Source organism: Lacticaseibacillus zeae DSM 20178 = KCTC 3804 (assembly GCF_000260435.1).
Classification (GTDB): Bacteria; Bacillota; Bacilli; order Lactobacillales; family Lactobacillaceae; genus Lacticaseibacillus; species Lacticaseibacillus zeae.
In genome coordinates this window covers 1-20,896 of the sequence record NZ_BACQ01000078.1, presented here as the reverse complement: position 1 = coordinate 20,896, position 20,896 = coordinate 1, and the positions used below count along the sequence as shown (strand labels likewise).

Annotated in this window: 24 protein-coding genes and 2 tRNA genes; 17 read left to right on the top strand and 9 right to left on the bottom strand. The window is 47.6% G+C overall.

Annotation, left to right across the window (positions count from 1 at the left end; genetic code table 11):
* Positions 1-54: 54 nt before the first annotated feature.
* Complete coding sequence (locus GSO_RS14605) at positions 55-1,638, bottom strand: ATP-binding cassette domain-containing protein (protein ID WP_010493642.1); 1,584 nt, start codon at positions 1,636-1,638, stop codon at positions 55-57.
* 114 nt (positions 1,639-1,752) lie between these two features.
* Between GSO_RS14605 and GSO_RS14600 the strand changes: the two genes are divergently transcribed.
* Positions 1,753-2,727, top strand: coding sequence for a helix-turn-helix domain-containing protein (locus GSO_RS14600; protein ID WP_010493641.1), 975 nt, complete (start codon positions 1,753-1,755; stop codon positions 2,725-2,727).
* 24 nt (positions 2,728-2,751) lie between these two features.
* On the opposite strand, the gene GSO_RS14595 is transcribed toward GSO_RS14600, so the two are convergent.
* A complete protein-coding gene (locus GSO_RS14595) occupies positions 2,752-3,261 on the bottom strand; it encodes a flavodoxin domain-containing protein (RefSeq protein WP_010493640.1) in 510 nt (169 codons plus the stop codon).
* A gap of 227 nt (positions 3,262-3,488) precedes the next feature.
* Between GSO_RS14595 and GSO_RS14590 the strand changes: the two genes are divergently transcribed.
* On the top strand, positions 3,489-3,986 hold the full coding sequence (locus GSO_RS14590; protein ID WP_010493639.1) for a thiol peroxidase: 498 nt from the start codon (positions 3,489-3,491) through the stop codon (positions 3,984-3,986).
* Positions 3,987-4,044: 58 nt separating this feature from the next.
* On the opposite strand, the gene GSO_RS14585 is transcribed toward GSO_RS14590, so the two are convergent.
* Together GSO_RS14585 and GSO_RS14580 are read right to left on the bottom strand one after the other, a co-directional pair.
* The gene (locus tag GSO_RS14585) at positions 4,045-5,031 is read right to left on the bottom strand and encodes an AEC family transporter (RefSeq protein WP_010493638.1); all 987 of its coding nucleotides are present in this window, start codon (positions 5,029-5,031) and stop codon (positions 4,045-4,047) included.
* 4 nt (positions 5,032-5,035) lie between these two features.
* Complete coding sequence (locus tag GSO_RS14580) at positions 5,036-6,703, bottom strand: malolactic enzyme (RefSeq protein WP_010493637.1); 1,668 nt, start codon at positions 6,701-6,703, stop codon at positions 5,036-5,038.
* A gap of 366 nt (positions 6,704-7,069) precedes the next feature.
* Here GSO_RS14580 and GSO_RS14575 point away from each other — a divergent pair, with 366 nt between their 5' ends.
* Positions 7,070-7,954 carry a LysR family transcriptional regulator gene (locus GSO_RS14575; RefSeq protein ID WP_010493636.1) on the top strand — a complete coding sequence of 295 codons (885 nt, stop codon included), beginning with the start codon at positions 7,070-7,072 and terminating at the stop codon, positions 7,952-7,954.
* Between the two features lie 79 nt (positions 7,955-8,033).
* On the opposite strand, the gene GSO_RS14570 is transcribed toward GSO_RS14575, so the two are convergent.
* A complete protein-coding gene (locus GSO_RS14570; protein WP_010493634.1) occupies positions 8,034-8,969 on the bottom strand; it encodes a magnesium transporter CorA family protein in 936 nt (311 codons plus the stop codon).
* 83 nt (positions 8,970-9,052) lie between these two features.
* Here GSO_RS14570 and GSO_RS14565 point away from each other — a divergent pair, with 83 nt between their 5' ends.
* From GSO_RS14565 to GSO_RS14540, 6 genes are all read left to right on the top strand, one after another.
* Positions 9,053-9,409, top strand: a complete 357-nt coding sequence (locus GSO_RS14565) for a DUF488 domain-containing protein (protein WP_010493632.1) — start codon at positions 9,053-9,055, stop codon at positions 9,407-9,409.
* A 7-nt stretch (positions 9,410-9,416) separates the two neighbouring features.
* The gene (locus tag GSO_RS14560; protein WP_010493626.1) at positions 9,417-9,977 is read left to right on the top strand and encodes a 5-formyltetrahydrofolate cyclo-ligase; all 561 of its coding nucleotides are present in this window, start codon (positions 9,417-9,419) and stop codon (positions 9,975-9,977) included.
* 191 nt (positions 9,978-10,168) lie between these two features.
* Positions 10,169-11,110 carry a hypothetical protein gene (locus GSO_RS14555; protein ID WP_010493624.1) on the top strand — a complete coding sequence of 314 codons (942 nt, stop codon included), beginning with the start codon at positions 10,169-10,171 and terminating at the stop codon, positions 11,108-11,110.
* Between the two features lie 219 nt (positions 11,111-11,329).
* Positions 11,330-11,947, top strand: a complete 618-nt coding sequence (locus GSO_RS14550; protein ID WP_010493622.1) for a flavin reductase family protein — start codon at positions 11,330-11,332, stop codon at positions 11,945-11,947.
* A 21-nt stretch (positions 11,948-11,968) separates the two neighbouring features.
* Positions 11,969-12,916, top strand: coding sequence for an AEC family transporter (locus GSO_RS14545; protein WP_010493620.1), 948 nt, complete (start codon positions 11,969-11,971; stop codon positions 12,914-12,916).
* A 31-nt stretch (positions 12,917-12,947) separates the two neighbouring features.
* On the top strand, positions 12,948-13,412 hold the full coding sequence (locus tag GSO_RS14540; protein WP_171024652.1) for a hypothetical protein: 465 nt from the start codon (positions 12,948-12,950) through the stop codon (positions 13,410-13,412).
* Between the two features lie 100 nt (positions 13,413-13,512).
* Here GSO_RS14540 and lexA read toward each other — a convergent pair whose 3' ends face one another.
* Positions 13,513-14,139, bottom strand: coding sequence for a transcriptional repressor LexA (gene lexA / locus GSO_RS14535; RefSeq protein ID WP_010493617.1), 627 nt, complete (start codon positions 14,137-14,139; stop codon positions 13,513-13,515).
* Positions 14,140-14,265: 126 nt separating this feature from the next.
* Positions 14,266-14,460, bottom strand: coding sequence for a hypothetical protein (locus GSO_RS14530; RefSeq protein ID WP_010493614.1), 195 nt, complete (start codon positions 14,458-14,460; stop codon positions 14,266-14,268).
* Between the two features lie 473 nt (positions 14,461-14,933).
* On the opposite strand from GSO_RS14530, the gene GSO_RS14525 reads away from it, so the two are divergent.
* Positions 14,934-16,100 (top strand): AI-2E family transporter, encoded by a 1,167-nt coding sequence (locus GSO_RS14525; RefSeq protein WP_010493612.1) that lies wholly within the window; start codon positions 14,934-14,936, stop codon positions 16,098-16,100.
* Entirely contained in the window at positions 16,093-16,572 is a 480-nt protein-coding gene (locus tag GSO_RS14520) for a hypothetical protein (RefSeq protein WP_010493607.1), read from the top strand. Before GSO_RS14525 ends, GSO_RS14520 begins: the two co-directional genes overlap by 8 nt.
* Positions 16,573-16,662: 90 nt before the next feature.
* Here the strand turns inward: GSO_RS14520 and GSO_RS14515 are convergent, their stop codons facing one another.
* Positions 16,663-17,025: a hypothetical protein gene (locus GSO_RS14515; protein WP_010493605.1), complete on the bottom strand. Its 363-nt coding sequence runs from the start codon at positions 17,023-17,025 to the stop codon at positions 16,663-16,665.
* Positions 17,026-17,162: 137 nt separating this feature from the next.
* Here GSO_RS14515 and GSO_RS14510 point away from each other — a divergent pair, with 137 nt between their 5' ends.
* Entirely contained in the window at positions 17,163-18,194 is a 1,032-nt protein-coding gene (locus GSO_RS14510; protein WP_010493603.1) for a zinc-binding alcohol dehydrogenase family protein, read from the top strand.
* A gap of 36 nt (positions 18,195-18,230) precedes the next feature.
* Here the strand turns inward: GSO_RS14510 and GSO_RS14505 are convergent, their stop codons facing one another.
* Positions 18,231-18,530 carry a hypothetical protein gene (locus GSO_RS14505; RefSeq protein ID WP_010493601.1) on the bottom strand — a complete coding sequence of 100 codons (300 nt, stop codon included), beginning with the start codon at positions 18,528-18,530 and terminating at the stop codon, positions 18,231-18,233.
* Between the two features lie 153 nt (positions 18,531-18,683).
* On the opposite strand from GSO_RS14505, the gene GSO_RS14500 reads away from it, so the two are divergent.
* The 5 genes from GSO_RS14500 (at position 18,684) to GSO_RS14480 (ending at position 20,798) form a co-directional block, all read left to right on the top strand.
* Positions 18,684-18,989 (top strand): SemiSWEET family transporter, encoded by a 306-nt coding sequence (locus GSO_RS14500; protein ID WP_010493599.1) that lies wholly within the window; start codon positions 18,684-18,686, stop codon positions 18,987-18,989.
* 172 nt (positions 18,990-19,161) lie between these two features.
* Entirely contained in the window at positions 19,162-19,482 is a 321-nt protein-coding gene (locus GSO_RS14495) for a PadR family transcriptional regulator (protein WP_010493595.1), read from the top strand.
* 34 nt (positions 19,483-19,516) lie between these two features.
* Positions 19,517-20,527: a permease prefix domain 1-containing protein gene (locus GSO_RS14490; RefSeq protein WP_010493594.1), complete on the top strand. Its 1,011-nt coding sequence runs from the start codon at positions 19,517-19,519 to the stop codon at positions 20,525-20,527.
* A 100-nt stretch (positions 20,528-20,627) separates the two neighbouring features.
* Positions 20,628-20,700: transfer RNA gene (locus GSO_RS14485), tRNA-Ala, on the top strand.
* 25 nt (positions 20,701-20,725) lie between these two features.
* A tRNA-Ala gene (locus GSO_RS14480) sits at positions 20,726-20,798 on the top strand.
* Positions 20,799-20,896 lie beyond the last annotated feature (98 nt).

Genomic DNA, 20,896 nt, shown 5'->3' with positions numbered 1-20,896 from the left:
AAAAACCGCATCTTTTTTCGGAGATGCGGTTTTTTGATGGATTAGACAATCAACTCAAGCATCTGTATCAAGTCGTATCACCTGATCATATTTTTGCTGCCACGATTTGCTGATGTGATGGGCAACCTCGATTAACGTTGCCGGTCCCTGCAGTAAACGTGCGTGCAGTTGATCGCTTAACGCTTCATCTAGTGCAGAGGTCACCTCATCAGCTAACAGAATTGGTCGGTGCCGTAATAACGCCCGGGCAATTTCGAGCCGTTGAATCTGGCCGCCTGACAGATTATGCCCACCGTCGCCAACCTGATAGTCCCAACCTTTTTGCGCAATCAAGGTTGTGAGCCCCGCGTCAGCCACCGCTTTGTCTAAGTCGGCCTGCGAAAATCGACCGCCTAACGTTAGGTTAAAACGGATCGTATCATCGAACATAAAAGGTGATTGCTTGATCAAGCCGAACAATCGGCTTAATTTTCCACGGGTTTCGTCAGTAATTTGTGTGTCCCCGAGCCAGTATTGGCCGGCAGATAACGGTAATTCGCCCGCCAATAATCGCAACAAAGTCGATTTGCCATAGCCGGACGGTGCCATGATCAAAACCTTTTGTCCAGGCATGATTGTCAGATTTCGGTCATTAAGAATTTTCTGGTTACCAATGACCACCGAAGCATCTTTTAGCCGAATCGTCCCGCTCGCCAAACCGACACTAGCGGATGAATGACGTTTTGGCGTTGCTTGGTGGGCTTTTGCGACCAGCGGCTTTGTCGTTTGCCATTTGTTCAACGCCTCAATCATCATGATCAAGGGATTGCGCATGTCGTTTGACAGCTGCACGATCCCCATAAATAAAGCCAAAGTTGAAGCGCCGGCCATGACGCGATAAATGCCAACGCCAAATGGCAAAAGAACGCCAAACCAAAGTGCCAGCAACATCCCTAAAACGTTCATGTTACCCGTCAGGATCGTCAACCTTTTCAACTGGTCTTCCAGTCCCCTTGCCAGTCGGCCGATTCTTGTTTTGACCACTGCCTGTGCCTGATAAATTCTGATCGTGTCCCTGCCTGCCAAATAATTCTTAATGCCAGTGGTCCAGCGGCTATTCGCGGTCGACCAGTCTGCTGAAGCGGTGTGCAAAGCGTCTTGGGCAACCCGCGCCACCGCTAGCGGCACCAAATTGCCAATGAAAAAGGCCAGTGCAGTCATCCAATCAAATGCAAAGGCTCCAATCATGGCGCCAGCAAACACAATGATTTGATTAATGATGGTCAATTCACTGGTAATCCCATTGGTTTCGATCATTTTCAAGTCATTCGTCATAAACGATAACGCAGACGTCTGGGTGGTCGCTAAATCTGCATCGTCAACTAAGTAAGCAGCCATCGTTGCTTTAATTCGCAAATTGACCTCGCGTGTGATCAGGGCCTGTAAGTACATCACCAACCAAGCAGCTGCTGATGCGCCAAAAAAGATCACGATACTTGGCCCAACCGCATGCCAGAGTTGCGCCAAAGACCGAGCCGATGCCGCTTGAATGAGCATCGTCAAACAAAATGCGACGCCGACATTCATCAGGCTATAAAATAAAGCAGCACCGGTATACATCACCAATTGCCATTTGCGGCCATATCGCCATGTCAACATATCAATCACTCCCATTACTTTAACTAACCGAGTCTGATCAGATGGCTTGTTGTCTAATATACGCAGGTATATGCTGGGAGATATGATAAATGTCATATATGAAAGGTGATCACCATGAAAATCGGTTCGCTCCTTCGCCAAATCCGCACGAATAAAGCCCTGACACTCGCTGATGTGGCTGATGAAGACATTAGCAGTTCTTATCTGTCAAAGGTTGAACGTGGCCAAAACGACATCACGGTCACTAAATTGATTCATTTACTGCGCCGGTTGGAAACTACTCCAGAAGAATTTTTATATCTTGCCACTAACGGCTTAAGTCTTGGTTACGGCGATCGCGATCAATTTCTGGAGACGTATTTTGGCAAAACCACGTCGATGTCGATTGACCCTAAAAAAATCCCGCAAATCATTAAAGCTTTAAAAAGCGAGGAAGAAAAAGCCCGAATCGTTTTTGAAAAGGCACCCTCACTAAAACATAAACTAGCCGTTAACGGGCGCGCGATTTTAGCTATTCTATTCCAATCACTATTTGTTGAGGATCGCCACGAATTGCCGTTGCGCCCCGATCTGACCCATGTTGCGGAACAATATTTGCAACGGTTAGATAATTGGGGTGAGTTAGATCTCTATTTTTTCATGCTCTTCAGCATCGCCATGCCGGCTTCCACACAACGCCGGTTGTTAACCATTGCCATCAAACGCAGCCATTACTATCGCCACTTCACAAACACCCCGTTGCTATTACTCAACTTGCTGGAGAATCAGGTCATGTTGGAACTGACGAGGCAAGATACCAAAACCGCAGCGCATTATTTAGCCCAATTAGAAAAAGCGCTCGACAAACAGCCAAGCGCTGAGTTCGCTTTGTGGGCGCGATTTCACCAAGCGGAGTTGTATGTTAGAAATGGCCAGCACAAGCAAGCCGCAACCTTGCTTGATCAAAATATCCAAATGGCCACCACGTTAAAGTTACGCGATCTAGCCGACATGTTTTCTTATGCCCGGCCGATCATTCTGAACGAACCACCAACATCGGTGTATAAGTATTTTCACATTATGATTGGCACCCTTGAGGAAACTGCTTAAGCCATCCTTCGTATTTACCGCGAATCAAATCTGAACGGCACCATGCGTAAACGGACCGTTCAGTAAGCTGGTTACGTCGGCAACTAGTGGCTGAATTGCCTCTTGAACGGCAGGATATGACTCGCTTCCCCAGTGCTTTAACGCGCGGATCGCTCGCAGCCGCCGGAGAAAATTCATTTGGCTAAGCTTGGGATAGCCTTGCACATAATAAAAATTGGTCACAGGGCAATCATGCATGAGCTGATATTGTTTAATTTGCTGGCAATTCACATTGTCACGCCGAACCACGCCGCTGCCAAACACAATGACCATATCAGGCAGCATGGATTTAAATTGGCGGAAAAATGATTTCAAACCGAGTACCTTATTTCCCACAAGGTGCCCGCCGTAAATAATCAAGGTGCGGTTTTTTAAGTCCGAGGCTGTCAAAAACTGCACATCAATCACTTCGCAATGTAAGGCTTGCGCAACACTCAAGGCAAACCGTTGGGTAAAACCGGTTTCGGAAGTATAAACGACTAATGTTTGCTGCATCTGGCATCCCTCCTCGAACGCGTGAACGTTAATATGCATTATTACGGTTGGAATATCTCCGTTAATTTAAGCTTACATAAATATTTATATTAGCGTCAATGTATATGCTGATAAATTTTTGCCAATTAAGTTGCGTCCGTGTCACTTATCCTCTAAGCATGATACACTGACTGTGTTGTCCTAAATCTCACCTGTTTCCATCGTATACAGGTAAAGGAGCGTTTTTTATGGAAATAACCCGACACGGCACGGTCATCACGACCAATGGCAATCCAACGGCACTAGGCGAAAAACTACCGGCATTTACGGTCACCGATGCCAAGGGACAGCCGGTTAAGACTAGTGATCTCAGTCACCGCCTGACATTAATCAGTGTTGTTCCCGACATCAACACACGGGTCTGCAGCATCTCAACCAAAAATTTTAACCAGGATATGGATGAATTTGACGATGTTGATTTTTATACGATTTCAACCAACACCCCGCAAGAACAACAATCCTGGTGCGCGGCGGAAAATGTGACGAAAATGCAGCTGCTTTCCGACCAGAATGCTAATTTTGGCAAAGCGATGGGTTTATTCGTTGCCGACAACCACACCGATGCCCGCAGCGTTTGGATCATTGACGGCACCGGGACGGTTAAATATCGCGAACTCATCACCGAACAAACACATGAACCTGATTACACCAGCGCCTTAGCTTATTTAGAAGCGCATCAAGCTTAATTTTGGGCAAAAAAAAGAGCCGTTTCGGGCTCTTTTTTCTTATCCTAAGATGTCATGCTCATGCCAGTCCCTGAACCAGCATCATCAAAATCGGAACAACAATCACAAACAGGACTGTCGAAGTCGTCACAACGTTGGTGGCATACTTCACATCCGCATGGGCTTCTGTTGCCAAAATCGGCAATACGGCAAGGCCAGGTGCAGCCGCCTGAATAATCAGCGTTTGCGCTTCGAGACTTGGCACATTGAAGCCAGCCTTCATGCCCAACAGAATCAACCCGGTGATCAATGCCGGGGCGATGACGAACCGGCCAATCAGAGCCACGATGGTATCGCGGTCAAACCGAATCGCTTTCAAGCCGGCATCAGCCAAAATAATCCCGATATAAATCAGCGATAGCGGTGTCACCAGACTTCCAACGTAATCTAATGTGTTAACCGCAAATCCTAGCCAACCAACATGAATGAACGGAATTTTCAGCAACAGGAAGACTAAGGCAACCAAGAAACCAACCAGTGGCGCTGGCAACAATTTCTTCCAGTTAAAACCGGCGCCGCTTTTATCTGCCTTTTCCTGCGTCGGGTCATCCCATGCCATGATAAAGGCGCCGACTGTCCAGGTTGAGACCGTGTTCACCACGTAATACATCAGGAAGTACGGCACCGCTTTGTCACCAAACAGCGCAAGGTTCAGCGGTAACCCGATGAAAATGGTATTGGCATTCACAAACATGTTGATAAACGTCCCACGACGGCCTGGCTGAACTTTAAGCAGCCACACCAGTAAAAAGGCGATCAGATAGCCCAGAATCACAGCACCAAAGCCATAAACCAACCCTGATGACAGGCTTACCAGCTTATCGAGGGTCAATCGTTGCAAGACAGAGATAAAGATTGACGCCGGCAGGGCAATTTTCATCAACAAGTCAGAAATAGTTTTCCCAAACTGATCATCAAACCGCCCTTGCCGCCGCAAGACATAACCCAGGGCAATCAGTAAAACGATGGTCAGCACGCTTTGAATCGATGTACTTAATGCAGTCACAGTTTTATTCCTCCAAGTCTAGTTCGAGTGAATTCGGCAGTGGCCGATATTCCGGTTTCCAAGTCATGTCAGCAACAGCCTGCTTGGCATCGCTGATCGATTCTTGATTCAACCCATTTTTAATGGCGTCTTCAGCAACCGCAATCGCCACCGTTTGGCTAAATTGATCCAGTTTTGAAACTGGCGGCAAAACCGCGGCGCCTGGCTGATCAGGATCCACAATGCCGCCTAAGCTATGCGCTGCGGCAGAAATCATTGAGTCCGTGAGCAGTTTGGCCGTGGATGCAATCGTGCCTAAACCTAATCCCGGATAAACCAACGCGTTATTAGCCTGGCCAATCGCATAACTAACACCCTTATACGAAACATTTGCGGCTGGAACGCCAGTGGCAATCAATCCCCGACCATCTGTCCATTTGATCAAATCTTCCGCCTTGGCCTCAGCCAGCTTGGTTGGGTTTGATAATGGGAAAATAATCGGCCGCTCGGTGTGCGCAGCCATTTCCTTCACAATGCTTTCGGTGAAGGTGCCGGGAACCGTCGAAGTGCCGACCATCACTGTTGGATGCACAGCTTTGACAACTGCCTCAAGCGTCGTGAGCTCATCCGCATTGACAAATTCACTGCGCGAGCGGGCAAACGGCTTTTGCTCCGGGGTTAAATCGGTCATGTCATCAAACAATAAGCCCTGCTTGTCGACCAGATAAAAATGCTTCTTAGCCTCTTCAGGACTCAGTCCTTCTTCAATGAACGCTTCATACACGCGCGACGTAATGCCAGCGCCTGCTGTTCCGGCCCCAAAGCTCAAATAAACTTGATCAGTTAATTTTTGCTTGGAAATATTCATGGCGCCTAAAAGCCCGGCAAGTACAATAATACCTGTACCTTGAATGTCGTCGTTGAAGGTCGTGATTTTATCTTTATATTGATTCAAAATATCAGCAGCATTGCTACGGCCAAAGTCTTCAAAATGCAGATACAAATTCGGGAATAACTTCTCGGCAGTTGCAACAAACTTATCCACAAATTGGTGATACTTTTCCCCGTATACCCGTTTATGGCGATTGCCCAGATAAAGCTCATCATTCAGTAACGCTTCATTATTGGTGCCGACATCCAAGACAACGGGCAGAACCTGACTTGGATCGATGCCGGCTGCGGCGGTATAAACCATCAGTTTACCCACAGAAATGTCAACACCTTGAGTACCCCAGTCACCAATGCCGAGAATGCCTTCAGCATCACTGACCACTAACAACCGAATATCGCGGCCATCAGCACTATGCTTCAACGCACTTTCGATGTGATCCGGATCATCGATCGAAAGATAAGTGGCGTTTTGCGGATTCACAAACAGCGCACTGTAATTTTCAATCGTGTCAGCAATCGTCGGATCATAAACGATCGGCATGAATTCGTTAATGTGCTCGGAAAAAAGCTTATAGAATAGCACATGGTTTTCGTTAAACAAGGTCATCAAAAACTGCCGCTTGGCTAAATCGGTCGGCTTTGTCTGCAATTGTGCATACGCCTGCTTGACTTGTTGATCCAATGTCTGGACAGCTGGTGGCAACAGGCCGTTTAAGCCATATTGGTCCCGTTCTTCTTGCGTAAAGGCCGTTCCTTTATTTAAAAAGGGATTATTTAAGATTTGTTCTGGTGTATATTTCAAATTCAACACTCCTCTTTTGTGTTAAACATGGGCCAACTCTTTTTAGCCGGCTCGCGCTAATATGCCGTGAAGCAAACACAACTTTTAAATACAAGTCCAGACATTACGCCGCGTCCAATCTTATAGTCAAACTTGGCAGGAGTGATAAAATATTTTTATATGCTTTCATGATTATTATTTTCTTTACATTGACGTGCGTAGGCTTCTAACCGCGCTGGCTCACGCTCACATTAACGCGTTCGCAGTCGCAGAAATCTCCGTGTAAGGACCTCAAACCTAAATGGCCACAGCCCAGCCATTTAGGTTTGAGGCCACTTACACTCCGATTTCTAAGCGCTCCTGCTCACGCTCACAGGAGGTTTACATGTGAACACCAGAGACTTTGAATATTTTCTCGAACTTACCGATACCCGTAACTTTTCGCAAACGGCCGAAAAATTTGCGGTTAGTCAACCGACCATCACTGCGGCGATCAAACGGCTGGAGGATCATTTTCAGGCACAGTTGATCATCCGCGACCGCCGTCATCATGAAATCAGTGTGACGCCGGCTGGTGAACAACTTGCCAGTCACGCCGCGATTATTCTGCATCAGTTGGATTTGGCCAAGCAGGACATTGCCTGGGATCAGAAAAGCAAGATTCGCTTCGGTCTGCCACCGATTATTGGCAGTTATCTGTTTCCAAAAATTGCGGTCGACTTGATTGCTGCTGGGCTGATGCCGCAACTGGAAACATTTGAAGCCGGGTCAGCCGCACTTCTTGATCAAATCAAAGACGGCAATCTCGATTTTGCCTTACTGGGTGCCAGCGGTCCGTTGGTCGATCCCGACCTGCACGTCATCCAAATCGATACGGCGCCGTTTGTCATCATTACCGCCGAAAATGACCCATTGGCCCAACAAACACACGTCCCCTTCGCAACACTTGCTGATCGGCAGTTTATCACCTTGAGCGAAGGTTTCGTCCATACCCGGGCATTTTCCTGGTTTCAACAGCAACACACCTTCACGCCGAAAGTGGTTTATCGCACCAGTGACGTTCTGCTGTTAAAACGCTTGGTCACCCAGAACGTAGGCATCGGCTTTTTAACCAAAGTCGCCATTCAGCCTGACGATCATCTCGCATCGCTCAAAATCGACGACCCCAAACAGCCGGCCTTCACCATTTCGTTTGTCTATCGCCAGGATCGCGTCTTGACACCCACCATGAACCGCTTTGCGCAAATTCTGAGCACGCCAAAAGTGGTTTAGACTTCAAACAAGTAAAAACGGCCGAAAAGAAAGTTGCCTTCCTTCGACCGTTTTTGCTTACCGAAAAGTCTTCGTTCAATTAAAAATAATCCTTCCGCCACAACCACCAAGCAGCGATTCCGCACAAGACCGCCGTACCGCCAATTAACCACCAGAACGCCCAATAGGTATTGGCAAATGGCAGGCGGACATTCATGCCGTAAATGCCGCCGACAATCGTAGGAATCGTTAAAATAATGGTCAGGCTGGTCAAAACCTTCATGATGAGGTTTAAGTTATTTGAAACGATCGCACTAACAGTAGTTGAATACTGATCCAGTAACTTGTTGGTAATCCGGACCATCGTCTGCGCCTCGACGACCTCGACTTCGACATCATGTAGCCGGCGAAGGTAACCATTGGTGTTGAAAAAGCGTTCGCCTGCCCGTAAGCTTTTCAACAAGTTTCCGGAATGATCAAGTGCGGCATCAAAGAACACCAGGCTTTTCTGCATCGCCATGAGTTGATAAAGCTGCGTGTTTTTAGCGGCTTTGCCTAAACTGCCTTCAATCTGTTTCGTTTCGTCATTCAACTTGTCCATGTCGAGGACAAATTGGTGTAAAACCCGCCACAGCACTTCTAGCGCAAATTCTTCCGGCTTGGGTGAAAGCTTCTGCTCCGCCAAGTCGTCAAACGCCTGCAAGGGATGGTCCATGATCGTAATGACCCGATCGGCTAACAAAATCATGGTCAGCGGCACTGTATTAAATTGGCGGAACCCCATCTCGTTCGTCATCTCAATCGGGTAACGCAGCACGATTAACCCGGGAACGTCATCAGCGGGATTCAATCCTTCGACCCGGGCATTTTCATGTTGGTCAAGTGCCGCGTCCACGTACGTTTTGGGCAAGCCATACTTGGTGGCCAGTGTTTGCAACTCCTGCGGCAACGGCGACTGAACCCGAATCCAGTTGGCTTGATCATCCGTTGCCACCTGCACATTGCGTTGCTTTTGAATTTGATAGCACGTAATCATGTTGACACCTCTTTTGACTAGTATACCGTATCGCTATTTGAACATTCACGACTTGTCAAAACTGGTATGATAATTATGAGGTGATGATTTTGAAAGTAACACTCGAACGCATCTATCAAAAACCCCAAGCAAGCGGCTTCCGTGTCCTCGTTGATCGGGTTTGGCCGCGGGGCATCAGTAAAGTCAACGCTGCCTTAGATTTGTGGGCCAAAACCATTGCGCCGACAGCAGAACTGCGAAAATGGTTTGGCCACGATCCGGAAAAATACCCTGAATTCAAAAAGCGTTACTTAGCGGAACTTGCTGCTAATCCTGATTTGCCGGATTTCATCAAGACGCTAAAAGCGCATGAACAGGATCCGATTATCATGTTATACGGTGCCAAAGACGAGACCCATAACCAAGCCGTTGTTTTAAGCGAATTTCTTAAAGATAAGTGAGGTTCCCATGGCCACAAAAGCCGAATTCCGCACCCGCCAGCTTAAACGCCTTCAGGAAGCTGCCGCTGAAACCCAGGCAGCTAGCGAAACACTAATGGCGACTTTAATCAAGACAACCGTCTGGCAACAGGCCAAAAGCATCGGCATCACGGTCAGCGGCCCTTTTGAAGTCGCCACAGCGCCGATCATTGCTGCGGCACATGCTGCTGCTAAAGCCGTTTTCTTACCGCGCGTCATGCCAAAACGCCAGATGGTCTTTCTGCCAGATCCCGGCCATGAGCACCTCGTCAAAAGTGCTTTTGGTATTCCCGAACCTGCCTACCAAGCCGACTTGGTTGAGCCGGCTCCGGATCTTTTAATTGTGCCCGGAATCGGCTTCTCATTGGCAGACAGATATCGTATCGGTTTTGGCGGCGGCTACTATGATCGCTTTTTAGCCGAATATTTCGGCCACACCTTAACACTGGTTCCGCCAGTCATGGCCTTTCCGCAGCCTGATTGGCCAGTTGATCCGTTTGATGTCCCGATTGAAACCTTAATACTGGCTAACGGGGACATGATTAGGTAACAATTGTATTAATCGATTGGCTGAGCGGCATTTGGCTGCACTTGATATCAAGTGGCTGGCAGTTTCGTTTTAACCAGTCAAAAGGCGCCAGGCAAGTTGCTTGCCGGCAGCCTTTTTAATTCTGCTTGTGTTTCAAACCTGCTTACCCTAATATTGGGGAAAGGCTTTCACCATATTTCAGGAGGCAATTCATGCGACGTGAACGTATTCGAAAGAATCGAAGGAGGCTTTACCTCACATTAACCGGCATTGGTGCGGTCGTTATTTTCATTGGCGTTTTCGTTTGGCTGGTGTTGCGCGGCGCCAAGGTTCAAGGACCGACAGCTTCGTCTTCCGCCACCAGCATTACCATTTCATCAACGGTCACCAGTTCATTTAAAAGCGGCACTTACACCGCTTCCGGGGACGTCACCGACACCAACGGCGACCACCACGATCTGACGGTTTATGTGAAGTTAACGTCATCCAAAACCTATACCCGTTTAATGATTTTTGATGCGGAAAGCCAACCGCGCATTATTAACGATACTGGCGATGTCAAACAGAAAAAAGGCAAGTTAACGCTCAGTTCGGCGCACGCTAATGTTTACAAGTATGCCAGCGCGAAAACTTACAAGCACAATCAGCCGACGACAACTGAAGAATATGCCGCAGAAGGGGCAACCGGCACTGTGCATGATTACACGAAGGCCTTGAGAAAGGAGCTCAACAACAGCATCACCTTAAAAGGCAAAACACCGCACAATTATCGTTACCTAACAACCAGCCTGCCGTTGCAACGCTCAAAGAAGAAACTTCTCAGCCTTGATGCTTTCAAGACGAAGCAGACCGCTTCAAGTTCTGAATCAAGCTCAGCGACGAGTGAAACGTCAACTTATCAGCCATCGCAATACAGCGAACCATCTTCAAGAGTTTCCGTAACGCCAACACCGTCTACTGCACCGAGTGTAGAAAGTGAGCACAGCCAAGGCAATAGCACCAGTCAGACCGGTGGTAGTACTGGTAATAATGGCACATCAAATAATAATGGTGCTGGCAATAACGGCCAGACAACACCGAACAGCGAATCCAGTAGCCAAGCACCTTCCCCGGCTCAACAGGTCAGCTCTTCTTCCAGCAGCCAATCGCAATGAAAGACAAATTAATTGGCTAAACGTTTCGATCGAGCAGTGTTTGAGATCACATTCATCTCTAACACTGCTTTTTTCGTCAACACATCATGGTCATCTAACAAGGCAAAACACACCGCTTTTGACGCCACCTCGCGCCTGCGCTAAACTTGCAGTCATGGCGTGCCTTTTAGGTTCCCCAGCATTTTCATGATTCTTATTCACCAGCCACCGGAGGCTATTATGATCAACTTATCTGCCAATAAGCTATCATCCCGCGAGCAATACAAACTGCTGTCTGGCAGCATCATTCCCCGCCCCATCGCGTGGATCACGACGCAAAGCACGGCCGGCATCATCAACTTAGCGCCATTTTCATTTACAACCGGCATCTCTAATCAGTTGCCATTGCTATCCGTGTCCATTTTGCGTGATGGCGGGCAGCCAAAAGACACGGCGGCGAATCTTTTGGCCCGCCATGAAGCGGTCGTCCACATGGTCAGCGTTGATCTCACCAAAGCGATGAACCAAACTGCCGCCCGGTTGACCCCTGATCAAAGTGAATTGAACCTGATTGATCTGCCACTGGTGGCCAGTACTGAAATTCAGGTGCCTGGGTTGCAAGCCGCGCGTATTCGCTTTGAAACGCAACTTTATCAATATGTACCAATTCGTGATCGTGCCGGGGTGATTATCACCGATCTCTTTATCCTGGAAATTCGACAGTTCCACTTTGCCGATACGGTGCTTGATTTGCCAAGCTTACACGTTAATCCTGCCGCTTTGGCACCGGTGGCTCGCCTTGCCGGCCCCAACTATGCCGAACTTGGTCAAACTTTTATGTTACGGCGGCCAAAATAATTTATAAGGAAGTGTTGGTATTTGACCGCATTTATCTCAAGCGTCTTTGGCGTTTTAGAAATTCTCATTTTGATCATTCTCGGCTATTTTCTGACCGCCCGCGGCTGGTTTAATAATCACTCGAGCAAGGTAATTGCCAAAGTTGTTACCCAAGTCGCTCTACCAGCTTATATGATCGTAACGATCGCATCGAAATTCACTGCCGGTATGCTGCTGCGGTTATTGCCAAACTTGTTGTTCCCGGTATTGTCTATGATGATGCTTTTCGCACTATCCTTTTTGGTGTGTTACCTGTTAAAAGTTCCGAAGTCGCGAAAAGGCACGTTTAAGTCCATGTTCTTCAACTCCAACACAGTTTTTATCGGCCTGCCGGTTAACCTAGCCTTGTTCGGTCCTCGCAGTTTGCCTTATGTCTTGGTCTATTACATGGCCAACACAACGATTTTTTGGACCATCGGCGTCTATCTCATTCAAGGCGACGGCCCCAAACCAGCCCGCTTTGATCTTAAAAAGGCTTTGGGGAAAGTTTTCTCGCCACCTTTACTGGGTTTCATGTTAGGTATTGTGTTGGTTTTGCTGAATATCAAGTTACCAAGTTTTTTGATGTCTGATCTGACTTATATCGGCGATTTGACGGTTCCGGGCTCCATGTTCTTTATCGGCATTGCCTTACACGAAGCCGGGTGGAGCCAATTGCGTCTCAGCAAGGAAGCACTCGGTATCTTCAGCGGTCGCTTCCTTTTTGCCCCACTGTTGATGACGGCGCTGGTCGCCTTTGCCCCGGTTCCGACGCTGATGAAACAAATCTTCATCTTGCAATCCTGCATGCCGGTCATGACCAATGCGCCGGTTGTTGCCAAACTTTATGATGCCGATGCTGACTACGCTGCGATCATGGTCACGGAAACCACGCTTCTATCCATAATCGTCATCCCCATCGTCATGACCTGCATTCAATTCATTCACTAGGAGACCGCCATTGAAAAAATTAGTCTGGCTCATGTTATTACTTATCCTGAGTGGTTGTTCTCAAGGCACGCCGACTGCCAAACCATCATCAACTCGATCAGCCACCAGTGAACGGGCATCAAAGCCGGCAAAAGCCCGGAAAAAAGCAAAAAAAGCTGCGCCTAAAGCAACCTTGTCCACCCTGGTCGGTCACGCGTTTGTCCAGCAGGATGACCAAAAGAAAGCGATCCGCGTGTTGTCGTCAACCAGTGGCTATTACCTCGAAACGCTGTCAAACCAAGACGGTGATTTTGAAAGTACAGATCAAGGTATTTTTGCTGCCCAACTGACTTTAAAGGGGCGAATCTTCACCTTCACCGGCAAAGCCCAACCACAGGCCGCCAGCAACACGGTTCAATTCCAACTTACTAAAAAGGGATTACTGAAACAGCTTCCGGATGGCCCATTCTACAAAAAGGTACCAAAAGACGATCTTGATCAGCTTAACCGTCCTTGATGGTAGCAACTGCCAACTCAACAAAAAAGCATTTGCCACGCACACTCAATTGAATGTGTGCGGCAAATGCTTTTTTAACTTGGTCTATTATTACTGGCACTTATACAAGCGCAGGACGATACAAACTCACAACAATGCCGAGAATCGTCACATCCGGGAAAAACATGTCTTCCATATCATCATTTTCCGGATGAAGCCGAATGCCGTTCTTTTCTTTGTAAAAACGCTTGACGGTGGCTTCATCTTCTTCGGTCATTGCCACGACAATCTGCCCATTTTCGGCGTCGTTTTGCTTCTTCACAATAATCTGATCGCCATCAAGGATGCCGATCTTGATCATGGAACTGCCTTGAACCCGAAGCATAAACAACTCATCGGCCGAGTATGGTAGGTCATCCGGCACTGGGAAATAGTCATCGATATTCTCGATAGCGGTAATCGGCACCCCGGCCGCAACGGTACCGACAATCGGAATACCTTCTGCCTGCACGCCGATAAAATCGCGCCCTGCTGCCGTCACTTCGATTGTTCGCGGCTTAGACGGGTCTTTGGCGATCAATCCGGCCGCCAGCAGTTTTTCTAAATATGCTGCAACGGTACTGGAAGAACTAAGGCCAACTGACTTGCCGATCTCGCGAACCGTGGGCGGATACCCATGATCCTCGATCGCGTCATAGATGGTTTGTAAAATCTGTTTCCAACGTTTTTGACTCGCTTGTGTTGGCATCCGCTCACCGCTCCGTTCTCATTTGTTACACCAAGCATACCAAACCGAACGAACGTTTGCAATCATTTTCGCCGTCGTTACACGAAAAAATCCGCAGTCATCGCGGCTGCGGATCATTTCATCAAATTAGTTATGCAATAATGGCATCTTATGCATCTGACGCCGATCACATCTGCTCTTGATGACTGCATAGAAGAAGCTTAGGAAAATATCCAGAGCCATCAACAAGATGCCGGCCGTCGCATAGTTGCTAAATAACAGCAATGTTGCGACCAGGGTCAGAGTTATTAATGTCCATTTAGCCCCGCGAAGTAAATTCATAAGGGGTCACTCCTCTCCGTATCGGTAAAACCGACATTGACTCACCGTTTTGGTTGTGACTTTATCATACCTGATTTTTTTGATTTGTAAAGCTTTTGTATATGCAAAATTTACATTTGATGCCCTTATTTAGGCATTTTTAATATTTGTAACGGCTAATCGGTGTTTTTGTAAATTTATTGTAACGGTGCCGATACCTTCTTCGAACCATTTTAGTTAACCCTAGCCTCGAAAAATCATGGCTAGTCTAGTATCATTGTTATACAGAAGCATCCGACGTCTGGCGGGTAGAAACTTCGAAAAAATGACTCACGTGCACTCAGCTGACTTGTAAAAAACGGCAACTGTACGTCGAAGCTTTCTTGGTTTACCACAGATCTCATGCTCGACTTGTCGTCTTTTGTAAAGGTTACTAATGACACCGCTGATTAAATCGCGTCATAACCTTTAACGTCCTTAGAGGAGGATCGCCTGTGAAACGTACCGACTCATGGTTCTACCGCCGCTTCATCAACAACAAGTTCATGGTCTTCTTAATTGACCTGCTTTTGGCCCTGCTGGTTATTTTTGTTTTTACCAAAATTGCTTGGGTATTCCAGCCTGTGGTCGATTTTCTCGGTATCATCGCCCCGCCGTTCATTTTCGCCGGCATTCTCTTCTATCTGACAGTTCCGATCATTAATCGCCTTGAAAAAACCGGGCTGCATCGCGGTTGGGCGATTGCGTTACTATTTGTCGTTTTGATCGGTCTCCTGGTCTGGGGGCTATTGCGCTTCATTCCGGCGGTAAGCAACCAAATTACCAGCATTGTCGATTCGGCACCGCAAATTTTTACGGAAATCGGTAAATGGCTGGACGACTTAAACGATAAGCAAAATGTTTTATCGCAGCATGACCTCAACAACATCGCTAACGAAGTCCAAACGTTCTTCACCGGCAAGCAAGGTGCTTTCGTCACCGGCACCATCTCGCAGCTGCAAAATCTGATTGGCATTGTCGGCAATGTTGTCATCACGATTTCGACAGCGCCGATCATTCTCTTCTTCATGCTTAAAGACGGCGACAAGTTCACGCTGATGGTGCTGCATATTATCCCCACCAAGTTACGTGGATCCGTCAAACAAATGCTGCATGAGATGAACGAAAAAGTCGGTTCATATGTTCAGGGCCAAATCACGGTCGCGCTGTGCGTGGCCATCATGTTCATGATCGGTTACTCGGTGATTGGCTTGCGTTATGGCCTGATTTTTGGCTTGCTGGCTTGCCCATTGAACCTGATTCCTTATTTCGGGTCAGCGTTGGCAATGATCCCGCCACTTATCATGGGCGCGTTGACGGCGCCAAAAATGATTCTGGCGGTCATTATCGTTTTCTTCATTGAATGGTTAATTGAAACGCAACTTATTTCACCACTGGTAATGGGCAGCAAGCTTGAATTGCATCCCATTACAATCGTGGTGGTCTTGCTCACGGCCGGCAATCTCTTTGGTTTAGTCGGTGTCATCCTTGGCATCCCGGGTTTTGCCGTTTTGAAAATTGTCGTGACCCGATTCTTCAGTTGGTACCAGCAGGTTTCCGGTTTGTACGAAAACGACAGCCCGACTGATGACGTTGATCAAAAAGGAGTCTCTCATGAATAGTTTTAATGTTTTACTGATCGGCTTAGACATCGTGTTGATTGCCCTCGCTGGTTATTATCTATATTGGCAACACAAAATTAATTTTGCCTCACGCTATGCGGTTTCACAACTCGTTTGGGCGGTGTTGCTTGGCTTTTGGTTCATGACAACCCGCGTTAACAACATGCCGTATATCGTATTCATTTCAATCTTCCTGGTGTTGTCCATTATGGCGGGCACAGGTGGTTTGGCCCCAACGCGACTCATTGCAAATGGGCTGCTGGCTCGGGTCATTCCATACACCAACATGTCCAGTATCACGTTGACACCTGTCAGTCTGCCTAATGGCCAGGAATGGGTCGTCGCGGTTTTTGCCCTTAGTAAGCGCCGCATGGTCCGGCTAACGTTTCAGGCAAGTCTTCAGAACCTGATGACCGAGTTAACCAAGGTATTACCCAAGACAGTGCCAGTTACTGTGCAGCGAATGAACTAGTCGCAGTCTCATCATTGTTGGGCACTTAAAAAACGCTTCGGAAAATTTTCCGAGGCGTTTTTATCATTGATCAGCCAGGACAAAGCCCGTTTATTCATCTAATTTTCTAATGGCCAGCAGTGCGACCAGTGCTAATGCCAATCCGGCACCAGCAATCAACATCTGCCACGGCGTTGTCGTATCAAGGAAGAAGTAGTCAATGAGCGCCAACATCAGCGCCGCAAACAAAAGATCTACCCAGAATCGGCGCCACCGAGTTGTCGCCGCCGCATCCAAAAATAACGCAATACCAATCAAGGCAGCCAAAACAATGCCGAAACTAATCGTTGCAATGGTACCAATGACATCATCCGGCCGCATCGTATACCACGCGAAGAATGCAAAGCCTGCCGCTGCCAAAACCAAAACAACGATCAGGCCGATCAATTCACGCTTTGTACTCAATTTTTTCACGAGCTGCCTCCTTCGTCATTGAACGCGTTTTCTACAATATCCTGCATATTTTACCAAACAACCACTGCATTTCCAACTCTCTTAATAAAAAGGTTACAATAGCAACAGATAACTGATCAAACGAAAGGACGATTCAGATGCCAAAAAACATTGCCATCGGCTTCACTGAAGGCCTACCCATTACTGAACCCAATAGTTTTCAAAGCTTCACCCTACCAGTACCGACACCGGAACCCAATGAAGTTATTGTACAAGTGGCTGGGGTCTCGGTTAATCCGGTTGACACCAAACGCCGCCAAACCGCACCACGACAAACAACACCACAGATTCTTGGGTACGATGCAGTCGGCACCATTACCCAAATCGGCTCCGCCGTCACTGCCTTCCACGTTGGCGATCGTGTCATCTATGCCGGAACTACCCGCAAGCCCGGCAGCGATCAACAATTTCAGGCAGTTGACGCCGATCTGATCGCATTGGCGCCAAAACAAGCACCCACTGCTGACCTGGCAGCACTGCCGCTTGTCGGTTTGACCGCGTGGGAATTGCTTTTTGAAAAAATGGGCTTCATCCCGGAATATAATGCCAACAAAGGCCAGCACTTATTGATCATTAACGGCGCCGGTGGTGTCGGTTCGATGCTGAGTCAACTGGCGCGGTGGAGCGGTTTAAATGTTTTGGCAACTAGCAGTCCTAAAAACCATGACTGGTTGCGGGCTCATGGCGTTGCAACGCCACTTGATTATCATAAAGATCTTGTGAGTCAGGTTCACCATGCTGGCGTTCAAACCGTTGACGGCGTTGCCTTGCTTTATCATCCGGAGCCATATCTGGCCACCGCCAGCCAGTTAATTCGCGCTTTTGGCCACATCGGCTGCATTGTCGGTCCCCAAAGCGGTCTTGATCTGGCCGTTGTCAAAGACAAAGCAGCTAGTTTTGACTACGAGTACATGTTTGCCAAAACCGACTTTGACTACCATGTTGCTTCGCAAGGTGCGATTCTAAGCAGACTTTTGACATTGTATCAAGACGGGCAGATCAAAGCTTCAGTGACCAAAGAATTTACCGGCATTAATGTTGCCAACCTAAAGGCCGCCACCCAACTTGTCGAGGCGGGTCATATGGTCGGCAAAGTCGTCTTAACCGGAACCTTCAGCGCCGAAAACTAGTTTCAAAACGCTAGACAGGCACCAGTTAAAGGGCTACTACTTCCGGAAACCTAATGCGTGTTGCAACGCAATCTTGGCCCCTTCCGAGTTAAGTTGTCCCGGATCATAAATAATGGAGCCATCGCCCATATAATAATGGAACCGTTGTAACACAGCGCGATTGCTAACGGTACGCAACCGCAATTCGTCATTAATCGCCGCCAATAGCTTTTCACTCCAAGACGCCGCCATCATTTCGGGAATATCCCGTTCGGTCACAAATCCTTTATCCATGATGGCATCGGCGCCTTCTTGTTTTTGCACGCGTGTGACCGTATCTGCTTCTTGTTCTGCCATGATGTTCCCTCATTTCATTCATTTTCAGAAAAAAATCTAAAGCTGCCAACCTAAGTCAGGCCGCCTAATTGATTCTATCACACGTTAATGCCTTCCTTGGTTTTCACGTTCGATCGTGTTACGGTTATTTTATTCCAAAAGGAGGCATTTTTGATGCAAGCTGACAATGGAAAATATCACAGTGGTATTGACCCCGTTAAAGCAAAGCGACTGAATCTCCTCAGCAGGCTGGCAACTTTTACCTGTATTTTAATGTATGTTTCGTACATTCCCGAAATCATGGCTAACTTTTCTGGAACACCGGTGAATCCGATTCAGCCGTTGGTAGCAATGATCAACGCTACCCTGTGGACCGGTTATGGCTGGATGAAACCTGCCAAAGATTGGCCGATCATCATCGCCAATGTACCCGGTATCCTGTTTGGCTTAATCACCTTTGTCACGGTTTTTGTCCACTAATCAAGTAAATCTGACGACACCTTCTTGATATGAAGGTGTTTTTTGCTTTACCTAATGGTTGCATCATGTTAATATTACTCCAACAGATGAAGTAATCAGTCAGCAAAATCAAGATCAGTCTCATCTGTATTCTCGCGCACACCAGTATAAAACTCGCAAAAGGGGGAGCGCCGTGATCAGTAGTGATGCCATGCGTGGTTACAACGACGCACTCGTCCTTGCCATTTTGCAACAAGGTGATTCCTATGGATACAAAATTGGCAAAGAAATCCGCGAGCGCACCCATGACCAGTATATGATTCGTGAAACCACGCTTTACGCCGCCTTTACTCGCTTGAGCAAAAACGGTTATATTGAAGCTTATCCGGGTGATGTTACGAACGGTAAACCCCGCACTTATTATCGCATCACGCCCAGCGGCCGCGCTTTTCTTGCAGTTAAGGCCGAAGAATGGCATCAGGTTAAGCATGTGGTCGATTTATTTTTGAACTAATTGTTTGCCAAAATCGAACCTTGGAGGATCGCCCATGGATACAATTACAGCTTATTTAGACAGTCTATTTGCTTCTTTTCCGGATAACCCGAAAACGCGCCAGGCCAAAGCCGACATGCTTGCCAATATGCGCGATTATTATCGTGATTTGTTGCGCGAGGGTAAAAGCGAAGAAACTGCAATTGGTGCCGTCATTCGTGCTTTTGGCTCCGTTGATGAATTACGGGAGGATCTAGGACTAGCGCCTCAGGCTGACCACGCAGACACCGACACAACTACGGAGCCTGATAACGCCGTTTCTGAAAGGGAGCTCAGCCATTTTTGGCACATTGCCGACCGGTTTGCAACGCAAATTGCTTTCGGTGTTTTGCTTTGTTGTATCAGCGTCGCCTTGCCCGCCTATACAACGGATTCCTCGCTTGAGGTCTTCGGCATCATCGGCATGTTTCTGCTCGATGCTGTCGCAGTAGGACTCTTCATTTGGGCCGGCACCATGTTTAGCCTCCAAAAGAAGCGGCTCAATGGCCGGCCCTTGTCTGTAAGCGCCAAAAGATTTGCCCAAGAAACAACCGATACGTATCAGCGGCAATTTTCTGCAGGTTTAATCGTGGGCATTATGATTTGTATTGGCGCGTTGATCCCACCAATTCTGTCCACTTACTTATCGCATTTTATCAGCGACGATGCCGGTGGTGCCTTGTTCCTCATCATTGCTGGACTAGGAACCTACTTAATTGTGTATGTCGCCATCAACTATTCGCAAATAAAGCGCTACACTGACGCAACAGCTGTGCCGGATCCTGAGCCACGCCTTCATCATAGCCATCGTGACAACTTCAATACGTCACAGCACCACCACAATCAACGCGCCCGCCAAGACATCGCACTTTTCCGTCAGGTATACTGGCCGCTTATCCTGGTGACCTACTTCCTAGTTTCATTTCTTTTTCACACATGGACATATTCTTGGGTCATCTTCATTATCGGTGGGGCATGCCAAAATATCATTATTTCACTAATCGCTCGGCGAGATGAATCCTTGTAAAATTCGCCGTTTATAGCAAGGTCGGCAATCCTATGTCATGTATCAAGGACAATCCTCTTTACACAACCGCAGAAGTTCAGTACAATTGTCTTTGTGTTTTGGGTCCATAGCTCAGTTGGGAGAGCGCCTGCTTCGCATGTAGGAGGTCGACGGTTCAAGTCCGTTTGGATCCATTAGCTTTGAAGCTACTTAACTAGCGGGTCTTTAGCTCAGCTGGGAGAGCGCCTGCATGGCATGCAGGAGGTCGACGGTTCAAGTCCGTTAAGATCCAGAAAAGGCGCCACGTACGAAAGACATGACTTTCGTACGTGGCGCCTTTTGCATGGTATAAAATTAGCAACAGGTGCGTGCTCTCAAAAATGGCTACAC